Annotated in this window: 22 protein-coding genes; 17 read left to right on the forward strand and 5 right to left on the reverse strand. The window is 40.3% G+C overall.

The genetic code is table 11. From position 1 onward, the window contains the following. Positions 1-163: 163 nt before the first annotated feature. Positions 164-1,315, reverse strand: a complete 1,152-nt coding sequence (locus RU93_RS07980; RefSeq protein WP_071875091.1) for a cobalamin-independent methionine synthase II family protein — start codon at positions 1,313-1,315, stop codon at positions 164-166. A gap of 213 nt (positions 1,316-1,528) precedes the next feature. On the opposite strand from RU93_RS07980, the gene RU93_RS07985 reads away from it, so the two are divergent. The 17 genes from RU93_RS07985 to RU93_RS08065 all read left to right on the forward strand — a co-directional run bounded on the left by RU93_RS07985 (position 1,529) and on the right by RU93_RS08065 (position 17,001). Next, positions 1,529-2,338: an aldo/keto reductase family protein gene (locus RU93_RS07985; protein ID WP_071875092.1), complete on the forward strand. Its 810-nt coding sequence runs from the start codon at positions 1,529-1,531 to the stop codon at positions 2,336-2,338. 215 nt (positions 2,339-2,553) lie between these two features. After that, the gene (gene hisZ / locus RU93_RS07990; protein ID WP_071875093.1) at positions 2,554-3,750 is read left to right on the forward strand and encodes an ATP phosphoribosyltransferase regulatory subunit; all 1,197 of its coding nucleotides are present in this window, start codon (positions 2,554-2,556) and stop codon (positions 3,748-3,750) included. Beyond that, positions 3,743-4,408 carry an ATP phosphoribosyltransferase gene (gene hisG / locus RU93_RS07995; protein ID WP_071875094.1) on the forward strand — a complete coding sequence of 222 codons (666 nt, stop codon included), beginning with the start codon at positions 3,743-3,745 and terminating at the stop codon, positions 4,406-4,408. The genes hisZ and hisG overlap by 8 nt, the downstream gene beginning before the upstream one ends. Further along, positions 4,389-5,675, forward strand: a complete 1,287-nt coding sequence (gene hisD, locus RU93_RS08000) for a histidinol dehydrogenase (protein WP_071875095.1) — start codon at positions 4,389-4,391, stop codon at positions 5,673-5,675. Before hisG ends, hisD begins: the two co-directional genes overlap by 20 nt. Continuing rightward, on the forward strand, positions 5,672-6,259 hold the full coding sequence (hisB, locus tag RU93_RS08005; RefSeq protein ID WP_071875096.1) for an imidazoleglycerol-phosphate dehydratase HisB: 588 nt from the start codon (positions 5,672-5,674) through the stop codon (positions 6,257-6,259). Before hisD ends, hisB begins: the two co-directional genes overlap by 4 nt. Beyond that, the gene (hisH, locus tag RU93_RS08010; protein WP_071875097.1) at positions 6,260-6,868 is read left to right on the forward strand and encodes an imidazole glycerol phosphate synthase subunit HisH; all 609 of its coding nucleotides are present in this window, start codon (positions 6,260-6,262) and stop codon (positions 6,866-6,868) included. Beyond that, entirely contained in the window at positions 6,865-7,581 is a 717-nt protein-coding gene (hisA, locus tag RU93_RS08015; protein WP_071875098.1) for a 1-(5-phosphoribosyl)-5-[(5-phosphoribosylamino)methylideneamino]imidazole-4-carboxamide isomerase, read from the forward strand. The genes hisH and hisA overlap by 4 nt, the downstream gene beginning before the upstream one ends. Next, a complete protein-coding gene (gene hisF, locus RU93_RS08020; RefSeq protein WP_071875099.1) occupies positions 7,578-8,339 on the forward strand; it encodes an imidazole glycerol phosphate synthase subunit HisF in 762 nt (253 codons plus the stop codon). Before hisA ends, hisF begins: the two co-directional genes overlap by 4 nt. Continuing rightward, positions 8,336-8,662 (forward strand): phosphoribosyl-AMP cyclohydrolase, encoded by a 327-nt coding sequence (gene hisI / locus RU93_RS08025; protein WP_071875100.1) that lies wholly within the window; start codon positions 8,336-8,338, stop codon positions 8,660-8,662. The genes hisF and hisI overlap by 4 nt, the downstream gene beginning before the upstream one ends. Beyond that, positions 8,655-8,975: a phosphoribosyl-ATP diphosphatase gene (gene hisE / locus RU93_RS08030; protein ID WP_071875101.1), complete on the forward strand. Its 321-nt coding sequence runs from the start codon at positions 8,655-8,657 to the stop codon at positions 8,973-8,975. The genes hisI and hisE overlap by 8 nt, the downstream gene beginning before the upstream one ends. Positions 8,976-8,988: 13 nt before the next feature. Next, positions 8,989-10,065: a histidinol-phosphate transaminase gene (hisC, locus tag RU93_RS08035; RefSeq protein ID WP_071875102.1), complete on the forward strand. Its 1,077-nt coding sequence runs from the start codon at positions 8,989-8,991 to the stop codon at positions 10,063-10,065. Positions 10,066-10,202: 137 nt separating this feature from the next. Then, the gene (locus tag RU93_RS08040; protein ID WP_071875103.1) at positions 10,203-11,243 is read left to right on the forward strand and encodes a GGDEF domain-containing protein; all 1,041 of its coding nucleotides are present in this window, start codon (positions 10,203-10,205) and stop codon (positions 11,241-11,243) included. A 198-nt stretch (positions 11,244-11,441) separates the two neighbouring features. Continuing rightward, on the forward strand, positions 11,442-11,855 hold the full coding sequence (locus RU93_RS08045; RefSeq protein WP_071875104.1) for a DUF2177 family protein: 414 nt from the start codon (positions 11,442-11,444) through the stop codon (positions 11,853-11,855). 38 nt (positions 11,856-11,893) lie between these two features. Further along, positions 11,894-13,648 carry a DAK2 domain-containing protein gene (locus tag RU93_RS08050; RefSeq protein WP_245785389.1) on the forward strand — a complete coding sequence of 585 codons (1,755 nt, stop codon included), beginning with the start codon at positions 11,894-11,896 and terminating at the stop codon, positions 13,646-13,648. Beyond that, positions 13,645-14,418 carry a DUF1295 domain-containing protein gene (locus tag RU93_RS08055; RefSeq protein WP_071875106.1) on the forward strand — a complete coding sequence of 258 codons (774 nt, stop codon included), beginning with the start codon at positions 13,645-13,647 and terminating at the stop codon, positions 14,416-14,418. Before RU93_RS08050 ends, RU93_RS08055 begins: the two co-directional genes overlap by 4 nt. Before the next feature lie 259 nt (positions 14,419-14,677). Next, the gene (locus tag RU93_RS08060) at positions 14,678-15,469 is read left to right on the forward strand and encodes a MurR/RpiR family transcriptional regulator (protein WP_071875107.1); all 792 of its coding nucleotides are present in this window, start codon (positions 14,678-14,680) and stop codon (positions 15,467-15,469) included. A 149-nt stretch (positions 15,470-15,618) separates the two neighbouring features. Then, positions 15,619-17,001, forward strand: a complete 1,383-nt coding sequence (locus tag RU93_RS08065) for a M24 family metallopeptidase (protein ID WP_071875108.1) — start codon at positions 15,619-15,621, stop codon at positions 16,999-17,001. Between the two features lie 75 nt (positions 17,002-17,076). On the opposite strand, the gene RU93_RS08070 is transcribed toward RU93_RS08065, so the two are convergent. From RU93_RS08070 to RU93_RS08085, 4 genes are all read right to left on the reverse strand, one after another. Then, positions 17,077-17,643 carry an NADPH-dependent FMN reductase gene (locus RU93_RS08070; protein ID WP_071875109.1) on the reverse strand — a complete coding sequence of 189 codons (567 nt, stop codon included), beginning with the start codon at positions 17,641-17,643 and terminating at the stop codon, positions 17,077-17,079. Between the two features lie 10 nt (positions 17,644-17,653). After that, positions 17,654-18,724: an LLM class flavin-dependent oxidoreductase gene (locus tag RU93_RS08075; protein ID WP_071875110.1), complete on the reverse strand. Its 1,071-nt coding sequence runs from the start codon at positions 18,722-18,724 to the stop codon at positions 17,654-17,656. A gap of 127 nt (positions 18,725-18,851) precedes the next feature. Further along, positions 18,852-19,220, reverse strand: coding sequence for an iron chaperone (locus RU93_RS08080; protein ID WP_071875111.1), 369 nt, complete (start codon positions 19,218-19,220; stop codon positions 18,852-18,854). A 17-nt stretch (positions 19,221-19,237) separates the two neighbouring features. Beyond that, complete coding sequence (locus tag RU93_RS08085; RefSeq protein ID WP_071875112.1) at positions 19,238-19,726, reverse strand: TVP38/TMEM64 family protein; 489 nt, start codon at positions 19,724-19,726, stop codon at positions 19,238-19,240. Between the last annotated feature and the right edge of the window lie 175 nt (positions 19,727-19,901).

The following is a 19,901-nucleotide window of genomic DNA, read 5'->3' on the forward strand; positions in this document are numbered from 1 at the left end:
TGGTTACCATCTCCTTAAACAAGGTGATAACCATCTGATTTTTTTCTGTCATCTTTTAATCGTTTTTAACTGTAATGAGTCTCGGTTGAAACCGCAAATAAGAGAGCACGATCTTAGTCACACGTACTTACCTGTGCCTAGGATAGTGCTCTCTCGTTTTTAATTAGTCATTCCAAAAAGTTTTGGCAATGGCTTGACCTTGTGCAACTTTCTCCCATTGTTGTTCCGCTGATAATTCATTGCCACAATCACATGAGGCAAAACCACATTGGTGGGAGAGGTACAAGCGTTCTTTCGGTAAAATCGTACTGGCTTTTTCTAATAATTGATAGATGCGTGCTTCATCATCTAGGTGAGCGACTTTACTTGAAAGTAACCCTAAGACAACTTCCACTTCTGGACGATCTTTTAATACTGCTAAAGCAGTCAAATCACCGGCACGATCATCGTCCCATTCAAGAAAGAAGCGGTCATAATGTTGATCACGTAAGAATTTTTCAGCGATGGACTCGTACGATCCGCCAGCTGCATGACGACTTTCGTAGTTTCCGCGACAGTTATGAGTCCAGACTTTGAGTCCTAATTGATGCGCATAATCGGCAATTTCGTTATTAATGCCAATGAATGTATCCGCCAGTTCTTCGAGCCCTTCTTTTCCTGAAGCAAAAAACGATTGGTCGTTATCTTCAGAGAATAATTCCCATAAACAATCATCAAACTGGATGATTTCACCGCCAGCATCTTTATACTCTACTAGAAATTCTTTATAGGCTTTGATTAAGCCCTCTTTTAGTTCTTCTTGTGTATGGTACACTTGATCGTCTCCGTAAATCCCATTCATAATCGCTAATTCGGTAAACGCATGTGCAGCACCCCAAACGGTTAATTTTGTGGGATGATCGCCAGCCAGTTCTTTCAGCTGTTTAAATAAAGTAATGAAATGGTGATTTTTCCCGGAGAGTGGCTTGGTAATGCGAATGCCAATATCTTTGCGTGTCTCGTAAATACCACCATCAAAATCTTGGAAGGTATAGCCATTGTCGGCGATAAAGCGTTCGATACCCTCAAAACCCCAGACAAAATCCAGATGCCACATTGAGCGTGAGTATTCACCATCTGTAATGACTGGAATACCAGCTTCCAGTTGTCGTGCGACGATTTTTTTGATTTCACTTGTTTCGGTTTCTTGGTAACCTTCGAAAGCATCATAGAACGGATATTGAATGTCATCGCGGACTTCAATTTGATTTTTATAGGCTAATAAGTTTGCGGGACGTAAGAGCGACCCAACGAGTTGAAAGCGATCGGTTGTCATAAGTTTTTTCCTCCAATAAGTAAAAATGATTGGATTAAGCATAACAAAGATTACTGAAAAAGACTTATATCGATTAATAGGAGCTAGTTATAGTTTATAACTATAGATAGGCGAAAGAAAAAGAGTGGGAAGCCATCAAAATTTTCTGTTTTGTCAAATTGTGCTAAACTAAATGAATAGGAAAAAACGAATCATACAATGGAGGAAGAGTACATGAGAGAACTTACGTTAAATACGGGTATAAACATCCCAATAATTGGTAGCGGTACCAACACATTTGGGAAAGTTGATCATCAATATATGGGTGAAATTAACGGCGATACGACCGAAATATTGTCAGCCATTGAAGTTGGCTATCGTCATTTTGATACAGCCATCGCTTATCGAAATGAAGCAGTGGTCGGCAAAGCAATCAAAGAAAGTGGCTTACCACGTGAGGCGTTCTTTATTACGTCAAAAATACCGGGAAAACCGGAATACACCAATAGTGAACGATCCGTGATGGAAGCTGTTGAATTTAGTTTAGCTAATTTAGGGACTGAGTATCTTGATCTTTATCTGATTCACCATCCTTGGGAAAATTTGGAAGAGATGGTGATTGTCTGGCATGTGTTAGAACGTTATGTCGATCAAGGAAAAATCAAAGCTATAGGGGTTTCGAATTTTGATAAAAAACAACTAGCCTATTTGTTAGCAGGTGCTCGAATCAAACCTGCTGTGAATCAAATTGAGTCTCATCCAGGAAAGTGGAATCACGAGATCATTGATTTTTCTCTCCAAAATGACGTTTTTCCTGAAGCGTGGGGGCCGCTAACAAGAGTCAGCCCTGAAGCAAAAGAACAATTGAGTCAAATTGGTCAAGCCTATGGAAAATCGTGGGCCCAAGTGATTTTACGTTATCAAATTGAAAAAGAGGTCATCGTCATCCCGAAATCACATCATCTCACGCGTCAAAAAGAAAATCTCGCTATTTTTGATTTTTCCCTTACCGAGCAAGAACGAAACATGATTGGTCAGTTATAAAATGACGAGAGTCTCAATGAATGTTGAGGCTCTTTTTTGACGTGATGGGCATCATTTGCAAATAGTTCTCGTTTTTTCAGAAAAAACAGCTTTTTTCCTTTAAAATGGTTTACTTTTTATTAAAAAATTGCTAGGATAGGCATAATATTCTGTGTAAAATCTAATTATGCATTTAATTAATTATCATTTAAATCTAATCAGGGGTGAACGAAGAAATGAAATGGAATCGTAGCTTGCCAAATGGCACAAAAGATAAATTATTTAAAGAGGCTGTTCAGAGTCATCAATTGGAAAGCTTAGTGAACCATCATTTTGCATCCCGGGGTTATCAGCGTATAGAGACGCCGTTAATTGAGTTTGAAGAAGTCTTTGATGGTATGGCACAAAAGGCGACTTCTCGTTATCGCTTTTTTGATGATCAAGGACGAATTGTGGTGTTGAGACCCGATATGACATTGCCGATTGGCCGGGTAATTAGTACGACGGGGGTGATTCCGCCGGTTCAACTCTCGTATAGTGGGAAAGTCTTTCGAGTGAATAAAGGCCACTCGGGTGAATATAATGAACAACTTCAAGCAGGCATGGAGTTGATTGGTTATGATTCACTAAAAGCTGAAACCGAATGTTTAATCAACGGTGTGAGCGTCTCGCAAAAAAGCGGGGTGACCGATTTCCAAATTGAACTGGGACATGCGGCTATTTTTCAGACGATTCTTTCAGAGTTACAGTTAACCGATCAAAAGAAAGAACGCTTTAAATGGTTGCTACAAAGTAAAAACTCACCGGGGATGCAAGACTTTTTAGTCGATTATCAGCAGCATCCACTCTATCCTTTAATCTCGCGACTCCCTCGTTTATTTGGTCAAATCGATATTTTAGAAGAAGTCGAAGCCTTAACCGATCATCCGAAAATTCTCGCAAGCATAACTGAAATGAAACAACTCATCAAACAAATTAGCCAAGTCTATCCAGAACAAGAAATCACGGTTGATATTGGGTTAGTTCAAGAGTTGCAATATTATACAGGCATTACGTTTAAAGGCTACGCTGATCAGTCATCGGATTGTTTTTTTAGTGGTGGTCGTTATGATGACTTATTAACAGAATTTTCGGTTGCGCCACTGCCCGCTGTCGGGTTGGTTTTTTACTTAGATCGCATGCTTTATATCAAAGACCGCAAAGGAGAGTTAACAAAACCTCAAGGCATTGAGGTCTTGATTCACTATGATGACGACGCGCTAGCCTTGGCAGAACAAGTATTGGCAAAAGAACGTTTCGCCCGTTTAAGTCTCCATGCGAGCTTAGAGGAAACGATTGAACATGCGCGAACGTGGCAGATTCCGCGTGTCCTTCATGTGTTTGAACACGAGATGAAAGACATTTCATTAGAAGGAGGCGAGCGCGATGAGTAAAATAAAAATCGCCTTAACAAAAGGGCGTATCGAACAAGGCACAATCCAACTGCTGGAAGAAATAGGGATTAATTGCGATTTTTTACGTAATAAAAAAAGAAAATTAGTTTTTGAAAGTCCGTATGATGATTACGAATTTATCTTAGTGAAGGCCGTTGACGTCTTGACGTATGTTCAACAAGGTGTTGCCGATATCGGGATTGTTGGTAGTGACGTTATTTATGAAGATGAGCGAGACCACTATGAGATGTTAGACTTAGAAATCGGGAAGTGTCATTTTTGTGTCGCTTCAACGCCTAATTATGAAGAAAACGATTATCGGCGGAAAATTATCGCAACGAAATATCCACGAACGGCAGCTCGCTATTTTCGCGAAAAAGGCGAAGATATTGAAATTATTAAAATCGAAGGTTCGGTTGAAATTGCGCCGATTTTAGGGTTAGCCGATGCGATTGTGGATATCGTTGAAACCGGCGATACGTTAAGAGAAAATGGGTTGATTGTTTTTGAAGAAATGATGCCAATCTCAACGCGCTTAATTGTCAATCAAGTCTCGTTAAAACGGAAAAAACAAGCCGTTTGTCAACTCGTCGACAAACTAGAAGAACATATTCAACAAAAGAAAGTGAGTGCTACGAATGAAAATCGTTCAAGCTGATTTAGCGACTGCAAAAAAATATTTAGCACAACAAGTCTTAGCATCTGAGGAAGCGCAAGTGGAAGAAGTTGTTAAAGCGATTTTAGCGGATGTGAAAGAAAATGGGGATCGTGCCTTAGCGCGTTACACCGAAAAATTTGATCATGTGGCGTTAAGTGAGTTCCGATTAAGTGCGGCAGATATCGAAAATGGGTTTCAGCAAACGGCGCCTGAAGTGATAGAGGCGCTAGAACTCGCAAAAGCCAACATTGTCTCATTTCATGAAAAGCAAAAGCAAACGGGTTTTGTCGATGCGGAAAAATCAGGAGTGATTCGTGGCCAACTAGTCTTGCCAATGGAAACCGTTGGGATTTATGTGCCTGGCGGGACTGCTCGTTACCCGTCTTCCGTCTTAATGAATGCTTTACCGGCTCAAATTGCGGGCGTGAAGCAGATTGTGATGGTAACACCAAGCGGACCAGAAGGCATTCCTTCAGCCATTTTAGCAGCAGCAAAAATTGCCGGTGTAGATGAAATTTATCAAATCGGCGGTGCACAAGCGATTGCGGCACTCGCTTATGGAACGGAATCTATTCCTAAAGTCGATAAAATTGTGGGTCCAGGGAATATTTTCGTGGCGACTGCAAAAAAAATCTTATTCGGGCAAGTGGCCATTGATATGATTGCCGGCCCTTCTGAAGTGGTCGTGCTGGCAGATGAATCAGCCAATCCACGATTTATTGCGGCAGATTTACTCTCACAAGCAGAGCATGATACGTTGGCTCGAGCGATTTTAATTACGACTAGCCAAGACTTGGCGCAACGCGTGCAAACAGAAGTCGCAACGCAACTAGCACTCTTACCGCGAGAGGAAATTGCCAGACAAGCAATCGAAAAACATAGCGCTATATTTGTCGTAGCAGATATCGAGACACAATTTGCGTTGATGAATGAGATTGCACCGGAACATTTAGAAATTCAACTGAACGATCCGTTGAGTCATCTGAGTCGGGTTAAACATGCGGGATCCGTTTTTTTAGGTGCCTATGCGTCAGAACCTTTAGGGGATTATTTAGCAGGACCAAACCATGTCTTACCAACTAGTGGAACAGCTCGGTTCTTTTCACCACTTGGAGTGGAAGATTTTATCAAACGAACGGCCTTCATTTCCTATACGAAAGAAGCGCTCGCTCTAGAAAAAGATGCCGTAATGGTGCTCGCTCGCGAAGAAGGGCTTGAGGCACATGCACGCGCAATCCAAGTACGTTTTGAGGAGGAACTGTCATGAGAGAAGCAGCATTAGAAAGAACAACAGCGGAAACAACGATTAACATTTATTTAGCACTAGACGAAAGCGATCCGGTCTGTGAAATCCAGACAGGCGTTGGATTCTTTGATCATATGTTAACCTTATTTGCACGACACAGTCGGATCAGTTTTAAGTGTCAAGCAGATGGTGATTTGGATGTCGATAGTCATCACACGGTGGAAGATGTCGGGATTGTCATCGGGAAGTGTTTAAAAGAAGCACTTGGCGATAAAGTCGGGATTACTCGTTACGGCCATGAATATGTTCCGATGGATGAAAGTTTAGGTTTTGTCGCATTAGATTTAAGTGGTCGTTCCTATTTGGTTTTTGATGCCGATTTAGGAAATCCTAAAGTCGGTGATTTCGATACGGAATTAGTCGAAGAATTCTTTCAAGCGCTAGCCTTTAATGCCGAAATGAATTTACATTTAAAAGTCTTGTATGGGAAAAATACGCACCATAAAATCGAAGCGTTATTCAAAGCCTTTGGTCGTGCGTTACGCCAAGCAATTGACATTAACCCCAATATTAAAGGGGTTAATTCCACTAAAGGAGTTTTATAGATGATTGTGATTGTCGATTATGACACTGGAAATACCCGTAGTTTAAGTAAAGCCTTTGAAAAAATCAGACTAGAAACGGTAATCTCAGCCGATCCTGCGTTGATTTTGCAGGCAAAAGGCATTGTGCTACCTGGCGTGGGCGCTTTTCCAAAAGCCATGACAAGTTTAGAAGAACGTGGCTTGATTGAACCCCTTTTAGCAGCGGTAGCGCAAGGAACGCCTCTCTTAGGCATTTGTTTAGGGATGCAATTGCTTTTTGACACGAGTTTTGAACATGGCGAAACAAAAGGACTTGGACTGATTCCAGGTCAAGTGTTGCCTTTTCCAAAAGAAAACCAATTGCGAATTCCGCATATGGGATGGAACCAACTGCAAGTGAATCATACACAACCACTGACTGAAGCAGTCGTGGATCAATATGTCTATTATGTGCACTCGTATTACGTTGATTGTGCACCAGAATTTATCTTAGCAACAAGTGACTATGGCGTAGCCGTTCCAGCAATTGTGCGCCGGGATCATGTATATGGGATGCAGTTTCATCCCGAAAAAAGTGGTGAAGTCGGCCAAGCGTTACTCAAAGCATTTAAGAAAGTGGTGGAAGCATGATTATTTATCCAGCGATTGATTTAAAAGAAGGGCGTTGTGTCCGTCTTTATCAAGGCGATTTTGCCCAAGAAACGGTTGTGAATCCAGATCCGATTAAGCAAGCCATCGCATTTGAAAAAGCAGGAGCAAAAGCGTTGCATATCGTGGATTTAGATGGCGCGTTAAGCGGTGATTTAACCAACCTTCAAGTGATTCAAGCGATTTTGGCTGCGATTACGATTCCGATTCAAGTAGGTGGTGGGATTCGCTCAATGGCTCAAGTTGCGCGTTACCTTGATGCCGGCGTCTCACGTGTGATTATCGGTTCAAAAGCAGTTGAAGATCCCGCGTTTGTGGCTGAGGCAGTCCAACAATATGGCGATCAGATTGCGGTTGGCATTGATGCCAAAGATGGTTTCGTTGCGACACGTGGCTGGCTAGCTGTTTCGGATCAAGATTATTTAACCGTGGCAGATCAAATGGCACAACTTGGTGTCAAAACGATTATCTTTACGGATATTGCAAAAGACGGTACGTTAATGGGTCCGAATCTCGAACAATTACAAGCGATTGCGGCAAAAGTCCCAGATTTACAAATTATTGCGTCTGGTGGTATTAGTTCACGTGAAGATTTAGAAGCTGTCAAAGCTTTAGGTGTGTACGGTGTGATTTCTGGTAAAGCCTTATACAATGGTAATATCACGATGACAGATGTTGTGGAGGTGGGCGAATGACCTTAACAAAACGAATTATTCCTTGCTTAGACGTGACGGCTGGTCGTGTGGTCAAAGGCGTAAACTTTGTTGATTTACAAGATATCGGCAATCCAGTTGAAATTGCCAAAGCGTATTCCGATGCGGGCGCAGATGAGCTCGTGTTTCTTGATATCACCGCGACCGTGGAGGAACGTAAAACGATGGTCGATGTGGTTCGTGAAACGGCTGCGGAAGTGTTTATTCCGTTAACAGTCGGTGGTGGCATTCAGTCCGTTGCCGATATGCAAGAATTACTGAGAGCTGGCGCGGACAAAGTTTCTTTAAATTCGGCTGCTTTAAAACGACCAGTGTTGATTCAAGAAGGTGCACTCAAATTTGGCAATCAATGTATTGTGGTGGCAATTGACGCGAAATATGATGAAGCAACGCATTCTTGGCATGTTTATAGTCAAGGCGGACGCGTCGATACTGGCTTAGACGTCATTGAATGGGCAAAGCGCGCGGTGGATCTTGGTGCGGGTGAAATTTTACTGACAAGTATGGACGGCGATGGTACAAAAGATGGGTATGATTTAGCTTTAACAAAAGCCGTAGCCGATGCGGTCAATGTACCGGTTATTGCTTCTGGAGGTTGTGGGAGCGTGCAGCACATGGTGGATGTTTTTAAACAAACGCAGGCTTCCGCGGCGTTGGCGGCTTCTATTTTCCATTATGGAGAATTAGAGATTGGCGCGATTAAACAAGCATTAGCGACAGAAGGGATTGTTGTCCGATGATTACACCCGATTTTTCAAAAGGCTTAGTGCCAGCAATTATTACAGACGCTCAGACGAATGAAGTCTTAATGCTCGCTTATATGAATGAAGAAAGTTACGCGAAAACGGTCGAAACGAATCAAACCTGGTTTTATTCTCGCTCGCGTCAAGAACTCTGGCACAAAGGGGCAACGAGTGGTCACACGCAAGCGGTGAAACGAATTGACATCGATTGCGACCGTGATACCTTACTTATTCGTGTCGTACAAACCGGCGCGGCTTGTCATACCGGTGAAAGAAGTTGTTTTTTCCAAAAGGTAAAAGAGGTGGATGCAGATGCATAGTTTAGTGGAATTATATGATGAAATCCTTGCGCGTCAACTCGCGCCCAAAGAGGGATCGTATACAACGTATTTATTTTCAAAAGGACTTGATAAAATTTTAAAAAAAGTCGGCGAAGAAGCAACAGAAGTCGTGATTGCAGCAAAAAATCATGACAAACAGGAGCTGATTGCCGAAACAGCTGACTTATTTTATCATACCCTTGTGTTATTAGCGGAAGAAGGCGTTTCGTTAACTGAAATCGAGGCCGAGTTAGAAAGTCGCCAAGGAAAAATCAGTCAAACCAAAGATCGTGCGACGATTACGGATTTGTAGAAAGGATCAACGTATGAAAGAAAAAGCAACTTTAGCCAGCTTAAGTCCCTATGTCCCGGGCCGCCCAATTGCAGACGTTCAAAAAGAATTCAAGCTCGATAAGGTCGTAAAACTTGCTTCAAACGAAAATCCATTTGGCTTTTCTCAGCGAGTGCAAGAAGCGCTGGCACAGTCTTTGACCGGGTTAGAGTATTACCCTGATGGTGGGGCGAAAGCATTAAAAAAAGCGATTGCGAATGTGAACCAAGTATCCGAAGAACGAATTCTTGTCGGTGCCGGACTAGATGATGTGATTCAAATCATCTCGCGCTCTTTGTTGAGCCCGGGGGATGAGATTATTGTAGCGGATCCGACATTTTCACAATATGAACTGCATGCAGTGATTGAAGGCGCAAAAGTCGTGAAAGTACCGGTAAAACAATCGTCGGGAGAAATGGATTTAGAAGCGATGCTTGAAGCCATCACCGCAAAAACAAAAATCATTTGGTTGTGTAATCCAAATAATCCAACGGGAACGTACCTTCCTCAGTCGTTGATTCGCGCGTTTATTGAAAAAGTACCGACAGATGTTCTTGTGATAAGTGATGAAGCGTATCAGGAATATGTGACAGACGAAGCCATTTCAACGAGTTTGCCACTGCTAGAGACGCTATCCAACATCATCGTGATGCGGACGTTCTCAAAAGCTTATGGCTTAGCCGGACTAAGAATCGGCTATGCGATTATTCCAACGACAGTTAGTCGCGCTTTTGATATCGTCCGACCGCCTTTTAATACGAGTACCATCGCCCAAAAAGCGGCGATTGTGGCTTTAGAAGATCAAGCGTTTATTGAACACAGCGTAGCGGTCAATCAGGAAGAATTAGCGAAGTGGGAAACTTTCCTTGAAGCAAAACAATTGCCCTATTATCATTCGCAAGCGAACTTTATTTTCTTTGATGTCAAGCAAGATAGTAAAGCCTTAGCTCATCAATTGATGCAAAGAGGATTTATTGTACGGGCAGGATTGCGACCAGAATGGTTACGGATTACGATTGGCCATGCAGCAGATAACCAAGCGATCCGAACGATTTTAGAAGAATTATTATAAGGAAAAAAGAGTATAATCGAAATTGATTATACTCTTTTCTCTTTTTTTTGAAATTTACGCTATAATAGAGGTGAGGATAAAAAATGTTGAAATATAATTAATCGTTTTAATCAGGTATTTCATTTAGGAGGATATGAATGATAGTTGGATTGGTAGCTAATATCGGTATCATTATTTTAAATATTTATGTCATTTTTAAAATAAATCCAAGTTCTTTAAATAAAGAAAATTTTACGCGAAAACAAATCATCTATTATATTTTTTTTGAGACGTTGGCGGGCTTTTGGTTGATGACCAATGCCACCATTATTGGCAATACACGATTTGATTTGCGGTTAGTCTTATTTTCTTTAGGTTTTAAATATTTAGGATGGAAGGTCATGAGTCCAGCCGTCCTGTTCATTGCCATTAGTCGTTTTATGTTGGACAGCTCCTTCGCCTCTTGGATCAATTTATTCTTAGCGATGGTTTTATTAATCACCTTACCTTTTTTAACGACCTACTTAGAAAAGAAAGTCAGCCCGAATAAGCAGCTCTATGGATTAGTTACTTATAATGCCTTAATCATGTCGCCTTTTGCAATTTATTCTACGGGAAAAGTGTGGGAACCATTGGGGATTTTATTCTTGTTACTTTTGGTCAGTTATCTGTTGATTTATTTTCTCAACTACGTCATTTTAGAATTGCAAACGATTTTTGTTGGCGCGACAATTGATGATCTGACACAATTACATAATGTTCGTACTTTTCGTGAAGTGATTAACAAGCATTCATCGGAGAAGGATGCGACAATTATTATGATTGATATCGATCATTTTAAATATTATAACGATCAATATGGCCATTCTGTTGGAGATCAAATCTTACAAGAAGTGGGCTTTGTTTTTAATCATTACTCAACGAAAAATACACGAATTTATCGCATCGGTGGCGATGAGTTTGCGATTCTTTTTTTTAATCAATCGCCAGAAAGTATTCAGGCTTATATCTCAGCTGTTCAAAAAGCGATTGGTAATATTGAAGTAAGTGTTGGTGGCGAAATCCTAACCGTACAACTTTCAATTGGTCAGGCAGTTCAACAAAACGAAGAAAGTTTAACTCAAACGTTACAAAGAGCGGATAAATATTTGTATCAAGCAAAAAATAATGGACGCAACCAATTACAATCGGATCGCTAGCGTGTTTTTTTGTTGTAAAATCTCTTTTTTTTAGAAGGAGAGTTGCCTGATTCGTAAGGAAATAAGAACGATAACTGGCAAAAAATAGAAGTATAAAAGACAGCAGCTTTGGCTGACTGAGGCGAATGAGCAATTTGGTAGACCGTCATTAAAAACATATGTTAGAATTACTTATCAATTGATAAGGGAGTGTTTGGAATGTGGAATGTAATCCGTTTATATTTGTTAAGTGCAGCTGTATTTTTGGTTTTTGATTTGTTTTGGTTATTAGTTGTTTCAAAGAAAATGTATCAACAATTTATTGGTCATTTAACCGGAGAAGTTCGTATGGGCCCTGCTATCATCTTTTATTTGCTGTATATCGTCGGTGTTTTATACTTTGTGTTATTACCAGGAATAGAAAGAGGCAACATTTGGTATGTGATTGGTTCAGGTGCTTTGTTTGGCCTAATGTGTTATGCGACGTATGATTTAACCAATTTAGCAACGCTTAAAGGATGGCCAGTGACCATGACAGTGATCGACCTTGTCTGGGGAGCATTTGTGACAGGTGCGACATCGGGTATTGTGTATTGGCTAAACACCCTATTGTTTGGAGGAGGAAAGATTTAGTGGAGGAGTTAGACAATCAGCGCGTTTTAGATAGTTTTATGGGCGGCGCTTTAAATTTATTAGCGGAGAAAGATGATTTAAATAAAATCAATGTTTTTCCCGTGGCTGATGGGGATACTGGAAGCAATCTGGCTTCATTGATGCAAGCTATCTTGGACCGAGTTGATCCGAATACGCCTTCGGTAAATATGACATTAAATAGCGTTGCCACGGCTTCTTTAATAGGTGCTCGAGGGAATTCGGGGATTATTTTTGCTCAGTATTTAAATGCTGTTGCGCGCATGTTTGAGCAAGGTGAACAAAATGCCTTAGGTTTTGCTTCTTCTTTTGAAAAAGCGGTACCAGAAGCCTATCAAGCTTTGTTAGAACCAAAAGAAGGAACGATTTTAACGGTAATGCGCGTCTGGTCTGAATCGTTGTATGAACGTTTCTTGAAAGAAGGGACTTTGGAAAAAGCCTTGATTTTTGCTGAGAAAAAAGCGTATGAAGCGGTCAAACAAACAGAATTTCAACTAAGTGTGTTACGAAAAAATCAATTAGTCGACTCAGGTGCTAAAGGTTTTTATCGGTTTATCGAAGGGTTCACGGATACCTACTGTAATAAAGAAAAAAAATCTGTTTTAACCAATCGAATGTCGAAGCCAACGATGGAGTTCTCAGAAGTGGAGTACTTAACCGAAGAACCAACACATCGCTATTGTTCAGAATTCTTATTAAAAGATGTGCAGATTGAGTTGCCATTTTTAAAAGAACACTTACAATCACAAGGCGACTCATTAATTTTAGCGGGAAGTAAGTCACAACTGAAAGTCCATATCCATACGGATCGTCCGCAAGAAGTTTTAAAAGAATTAGAAACGCATGGGACAATTACCCATCAAAAAGTCGACGATATGTTACTTCAGTTTTCTGTCACAAAACAGCCAAAATACAAAATTGCGATTGTCACAGATTCGATTGCTGATTTGCCAAAAGAATTTCTATTAGAAGAGCAAATTCATGTGCTACCGATGAATATTTTAAACGATTCAGCCAGCTATCTAGATAAATACACGATTGATAGTTCGATTGTTCATGATAAAATAAAAAACAATCAAAAATTGAGTACGGCGCAACCAAGTATTCAAAGTGTTGATTCGTTATTGTCATTTTTAGAAGATAAATATGAGGAAATTTTAGTCATCACGGTCTCTTCAAAATTAAGTGGAACGTATCAATTACTGAAACAACGGATTACCGCTCGTTCGATGGCGCAAGATCGCATTGTGGTCATCGATTCTAAATTAAATTCGGTTGCTCAAGGATTGCTAGTTGAAACAGCCGTTCAAGCGATTAAAAAAGGCGATTCTTTTGCTCAAGTCATTCAAACAGTCGAGGATACGATTGCGCGCTGCTTTATCTATGTGGCGGTTGCTGATATTGCGCCGATGGTTCAATCGGGACGAATTCCAAAAGGTTTAGGAAAAATTGCTCAAGCCTTGCATTTATATCCGATTGTCAGTCTCAGTCCAGAAGGCGAGGGTAAATTGAGCGGTATTGCGTTTAGTCAAAAAGGGACTGAAAAGAAAATTCTGAAGAAAGTGAATGCGCTTTTGAAGAAGGATCAGATTGAGGCGCTAGCGATTACTCACGCTGACAATGCGCCAAAAGCACAAGACGTCAAAAAGCGTTTAGCTATAACACCAGCGAATCTTACTGTAAATGTGGTTGAGAGTTCAGCGGCTATTGCTATTAGTGCTGGCGTTGGGTGTGTTGCCGTGGCTGGAATTGTGAAAAAGGAGGACAACGCATGATTTACTGGACCGTTGCGTTGGTTTTACTTGCCTATTTTGTCACTTGGTTCATTATTTCGACAGTCAAGAATAATTACGGACTCGTTGATATTGCTTGGGGATTAGGTTTCGTGGTTGTTGGCTGGACAAGTTTGATTGTTAGCGGACAGTTACGCATACAAACAACAATCATTTTGTTATTTGTATCTCTTTGGGGCCTACGCCTGTTTTGGCATCTAGTGAAGAGAAACTGGAATAGCCCAGAAGACTACCGTTATGTCAATATGCGAAAAAGCTGGGGAACGACTTTAGTCCATTTAAAAGCTTTCATAAATGTATTTGTTCTTCAAGGTGTCTTATTATTTATTATCTCATTACCAATCATGCATAGTTTCACACAAGCAACGACTGGATTACAGTGGTGGCAACTATTAGGTGTCATGATTTGGTTAATTGGCTTTTACTTTGAGGTAGTGGGTGATCGACAGTTAGAAAATTTCAAAAAGAATAAACAAAATAAAGGGAAGCTATTAACAGATGGTTTATGGTCACTGACTAGACACCCTAATTACTTTGGTGAAGCGATTTGTTGGTGGGGAATCTTCTTGATTTCGCTAACAGGTCTCGGAAATAGTTGGTTAATCATTAGTCCAATTGTGATCAATTTATTGTTGGTATTCGTTTCAGGAGTGCCTTTACTTGAAGAGAAATACAAAGAGCGTGAAGATTTTAAAGTTTATGCTAGTAAAACACCCAAATTTTTCCCAATCATTGGAAAAAAAGGGTTGTAATTGAAACGATAGAAAAAATAGGATTTTATAACTGTTAGTGTTGAAGATGGATATTCGTATCATTCTTCAACACTTTTTTCTGTCTTTAAAACGTTTCTAACTCTCAATCGTGAAGGGGGCGAATAGTTGTCCTTTGAACTAAATATGCATTCTTGTTGGTGGCTTATCGTTTTTGAATGAACGAACAGGGTCTTGCTTGAAATAATCGCTTTTCTAAGATAATCTTAAGTGATTAGAAGATTAGGAACGGTGGTGCTAGATGAATATTAATAATTTTGGGCTATTAAATACGTTATTTGGCATTATCAATAATGGTGAGCAAGATAATGATTACGCGGTGGCGGCTTTTCTTTTGCGTAATATCGACCGCGTACAAGATCTTTCAGTGAACGAAGTCATTGATCAAGCATATACGACTCGTTCAGCCGTTCGCCGCTTTTGCCAACGAATTGGCTATGATAATTTCAGCCAGTTCAAACAATCGATTACTCAGATTATTTTCCCGAGTAATTTAACGTATCGTCAATTTTCAACGATTCATGATTATCGAAAGCAGCGTTCTTTCGAAATCCAAACAATGGTAGACGATATCAATACAGTGATGACCGATGAGCAAATTGGGGAGATTGCGACTTTGCTTCATCAATACGAACGGGTTATTCTCGTTTGTGCGAATAACTCTAGTGGCGATTTGGTTCGTTTTCAACAAGAATTGCTGTTTGCCAATAAAATTGTCTCGGTTGTTTCTGATATTTATACGGCGAATAATAGTTTAAATGCGGTCGATGAAGAAACCTTGCTACTATTAGTCTCGACTTCTGGGACATTTGCCTTGGAAGCCAATCAATGGCTACAATCCTTGCCTGGACATAAAATCCTGATTACGGGAAATACCGACCCACGCTTTAAACAAACGTACGACCAAATTTACTGGATTAGTCAGCAGCATATTGAGAATGATTTTTCGGGTGTCTACGGCAAGTATGGCATGACCTATTTATTTGATTTAATTGCAGAATACTATCTTTTTCAATTCATGCCTAAAAAGTAGTCGTTCAAAATTTGAACAATTTCTTTTTTTTAGATTTGGTATACTCATTTATGTAAGTGTGATGACGCGGCTAACATAATGGCCGTTGATACTGTCAAAAAGTATTTTCAACAGTCATGCAACACCGAACGTTCAAGGAGGAAAAAAAGATGAAAATTGACGTAAAAAAAGTTCCACAACCGGCATTCGATCATGAAAATAAACGAGTGTTTTTATCTGATGAAACGATTGAGAAAAGAAAGCAAGCAATTTTAGCGCTTATGAAAAAATACCAATTCAGTTCGCTCATAATCTACGCGGATAAAGAACATGGAAGTAACTTTGAATATTTAACCGGCTTTATTCCACGCTTTGAAGAAGCACTTCTTGTTTTAAATAGTGATGGTTCAAGCACGCTTGTGTTAGGAAATGAAAATGTTAATAAAGTAAAATACGCACGAATTGCAAGTAAAGGCGTGAAATGCCCGTTCTTTTCTCTTCCGAATCAACCGATGGATTTTACAGCGACGATGAAAGATTACTTAGTGGAAGCGAACATCGATGCATCCGAACGGGTTGGTTTAGTTGGCTGGAAGTTACTTTCAGCGCAGCTAGAAGATTTTGTTCAATTGTTTGATATTCCAGAATGGATTGTGTCTGGAATCAAAGAAGTAGTGGGTGAAGAGAAGGTCTGGAATGCGACAGCTTTATTCATCGATGCAAGTGAAGGGGCACGTGTCGTGAACAATGCCAATGAAATTGCGTTTTATGAGTATGGGGCATCGTTAGCATCCGATGGCGTTTTAGCAGCCATGAATCAATTAGAAGTTGGTGTTTCTGAAACGACAGTAGGCGATCAATTAAATAAAGAGGGTCAATATAACTCCGTTGTCACGATTGCGGCTTTTGGGGAACGCTTTGCACATGCGAACCTTTATCCAACTGAAAAAACATTATCCCATGGCGATAAAGTAGCGTTAACCGTTGCTTACAAAGGAGGATTGTCTAGTCGCAGTGGTTATGCGGTTCAGACAAAAGAAGAATTAGAACAAGTCGATCCAGGCTATTTCACCGAAATGGTGGTGCCTTATTTTTCAGCCTATCATTTTTGGTTAGAGCAAATAAAAATTGGCGCAAACGCTGGCGAATTTTTTGCGGCCTTTAATACGTTCTTCCCGCAAAAAACACATGGCTGGGAGTTGTGTCCTGGACATCTTGTGGCGGATGAGGAATGGTTGTCTTCGCCATTTTATTCAGGATCAAACGCGACCGTTAAAAGTGGGATGATTTTCCAATTAGATTTTATTCCGGTTCATCCAAAGCATCATGGGGTATCGGCAGAAAGTACCTTAGTGCTTGCGGATGCGTCGTTGCGAGCGGAAATTCAAACTCAATATCCGCAATTATGGGACAGAATGGTAGAACGTCGTCGTTACTTGAAAGAGGTACTAGGAATCGACTTAAAAGAAGAAGTGTTACCAATGTGTAGTACTTTAGGTTATCTTCGCCCGTACTTATTAAATCAAGAGGCAGCTTTAGTGGTCTCATCATAAATCAAAGACGCTTGTGCCAAATGAATATCCTCATTTGGCACAAGCGTCTTTTTATTTGTTTAGAATCAATGTGTCTTAAAAATCGTAAGATGCTTCTTGTTCGGCCCATACTTGTTTATATGCTTTTGTTAACACAATCGCATCTTCAATGAGTTTATCGAGGCGCAATAAGACATCGTCATTCACAATCGTTGCTTGATGGAAATCTCGTTCTTCAATAAAGACATAGTTTGATACCAAGTTTCCTTTCATGTAGTGAATGATTGGTTTCAAGTGCATCTCGGCGACTAAAAAATGCTTGGCAGAACCGGCTGTCATGACGAGCCCCACGACTTTATTTTCAAAAGCACTTTGTGGCAGTAAATCAAACACATTTTTTAGCGTACCTGGAATAGACGCTTGAAAAGTCGGCGAACCAATTAAAATAATGTCCGAATCCATTAAGGTTGTCGTGACGAAACGAGTATCATCCGTGTAGTCTAAGTAGTTGCGCCCATCACTAAATTGAAGGGTTAATTGTTTTAAATCAAGCAACGTAACGGAAGCTTCTGGATATTGTTCTTGTATTTTTTTTTGCATGATGGTCATTGTTGTTTGGGTTTTCGTCCCCACAACAGAACCAGAGAGTAAGGTGATTTTCATAAGGCGTTACCTACTTTGCGGTATATTTTTTTACAGCGGGCAAAATCTCATTCCCGATCAATTCGATGTTTTTCATGATTTTATCAAAAGGAACACCACCAAAATCAAGCTGAGCAATGTAGCGTTGGTGTCCGAATAATTCGTGCTGATACAGAATTTTTTCAATGACCTGTTGCGGAGAACCGACGTTTAAAATACTGCGTTTGTCAGGTGCTTGTGCAAAGGCTTGTTTTGGAAATCCTTGGCCGTTGGTTAAGACTAAGCCAGCGTTGACATGTTGATAGTATTCTTTTAATGCCTCTTGCGTCGTGTCAGCGACATAAAATAAACCAGCTGTTGCAATTGGCAGATGATCGCCGTCAAAACCGGCATCATTGGCTGATTGTCGGTATGCATCAATCGTATATTTAAAGGATTGTGCTGCACCAGCTAAGTGCGCCATATACATGGGAACGCCCGCGCGTCCTGCACGAACGGCACTACCAGGACCGCCGCCGACTGCTCGCCAAATGGGTAATTGTTTATTCAAGGGACGCGGTAAAATATGGGCATTACGAAGTGGTTTACGGAACTTTCCTTCCCAAGTAATCGTTTCTTGTTGATTAAGTTTTAAAAGTAAATCAAATTTTTCTTCAAATAATTCTTCATAATCGGCTAAGTCGTAGCCTAATAGTTCAAATAATCCGACACGTGAAGCGCGTCCGGCAACGAGTTCAATCCGTCCATTCGATAGTAAATCAATCGTCGAAAAGTTTTCAAATACGCGTACGGGGTCAGATGTACTGATAATAGTGGCACCACTCGATAAGGTAATTGTCTTGGTTGCTTCGGCAATCGCAGCTAACACAATCGCATGTGCTTGTGTGACAAAGTGATCTTGATGACTTTCGCCGACAATAAACGTATCAAGCCCAGCTTGTTCTGCTAGAACCGCCATTTCTTTGATATTTTGCAATCGTTGTTGCGGGGAAATTAAAGTACCAGTGTGAGGATCTGCTAAATGATCCCCTAAGGTATATAAGCCAAATTCGAGCCCTTTTGAAGCATCAAATTGAGGGATGTAGTTTAAATTTTCTGTCATGAATCATTCACGTCCTTCTTTTGTTTAACGCCCTAATCATAAAATGAATATGAATATTTTGCAAATAATTGAATTTATCTCGAAAACGTAATATTTATTAAAAAAACACACGACGTAGGGTCATGTGTTAGCGCCAAAATTGGGTCATCTCTTTTTTATCGGTTCGATTGTAATCAATCATTTTTTTGAAAAGTTCGTAATCGAGCGGCTGTGTCCATTTAATTTTAATCGTATTGATGGTCGTTTCATAATCGGCGGCCTTAATTTCGTCTTCAAAGAGACGAATCGTTTTGGCTTCTGGCGAAAGGGAAAAGTGATGCTTAGAAGCACTCAAACCAATGATATAGGTTCCGTGTTCTATAAACATCGGTTGCTTCCATTTTATGACCGGCGTTAAATCTGGATAGTGTTGCGCGATCCACGTTAAGAGTGTCGCCATTTTTTCTCGTTGTTCACTTTTTTCAAGTGTGGCTAAATAGTCTTCGAAAATCGTCATTGCGAGTTCCTCCTTTTTTATTGCATCCATTGTTTCAGTTGCGTTTGAATTTGTTTCTTAAAGATGAGGCTAATGAGAAAAATCAGAACGAATAATGCAACAATAATCGCGATGAGTGTATAGTTTTTCTTTAAAACCGAATCTCCTAACCAAGTCCACATGATGGTGGAAGGAACACTTGCAAGGGTCAGACTTCCTATAAATTTCGGTAAACTGATTTTTGATTGCGCAAAGACATAAGGTAAAAGACCATTTGGCACACCAGGAACTAAATAGGAAAAAAAGACAAAGATTTCGGGTCGCTTCATTGTTTTGATTTTAGCAAAATCAAGCCAACCATGTTTTTTCTTTGATTCTTTGAGGCGAGTCGGAAAGAATAATTCGACTGTTTTGCGGAACTGTTTGACGCCTAAAAAGATCACCGTGTTCCCCAAGGCAAAACCAACTAAACTCATGATTGATCCCCATAAAACGCCATAGGTAAGCCCCGCTAAAATTTGAACCATTGCCAGAAGGCACAAAGACTAAAATCGCCTGTAACGCTTGTAAGCCAATGATACTGAAAACACCTTTGCTTCCATAGGAACGAATGGCACTGAGCAGCTTTTGTTCATTGCCGGAATCGGTCATGACTTGTTTCAGTAAAGGATTTGACACTCCACACGACTAAAGTCGTCGGAT

Source organism: Enterococcus aquimarinus (assembly GCF_001885765.1).
Classification (GTDB): domain Bacteria; phylum Bacillota; class Bacilli; order Lactobacillales; family Enterococcaceae; genus Enterococcus_I; species Enterococcus_I aquimarinus.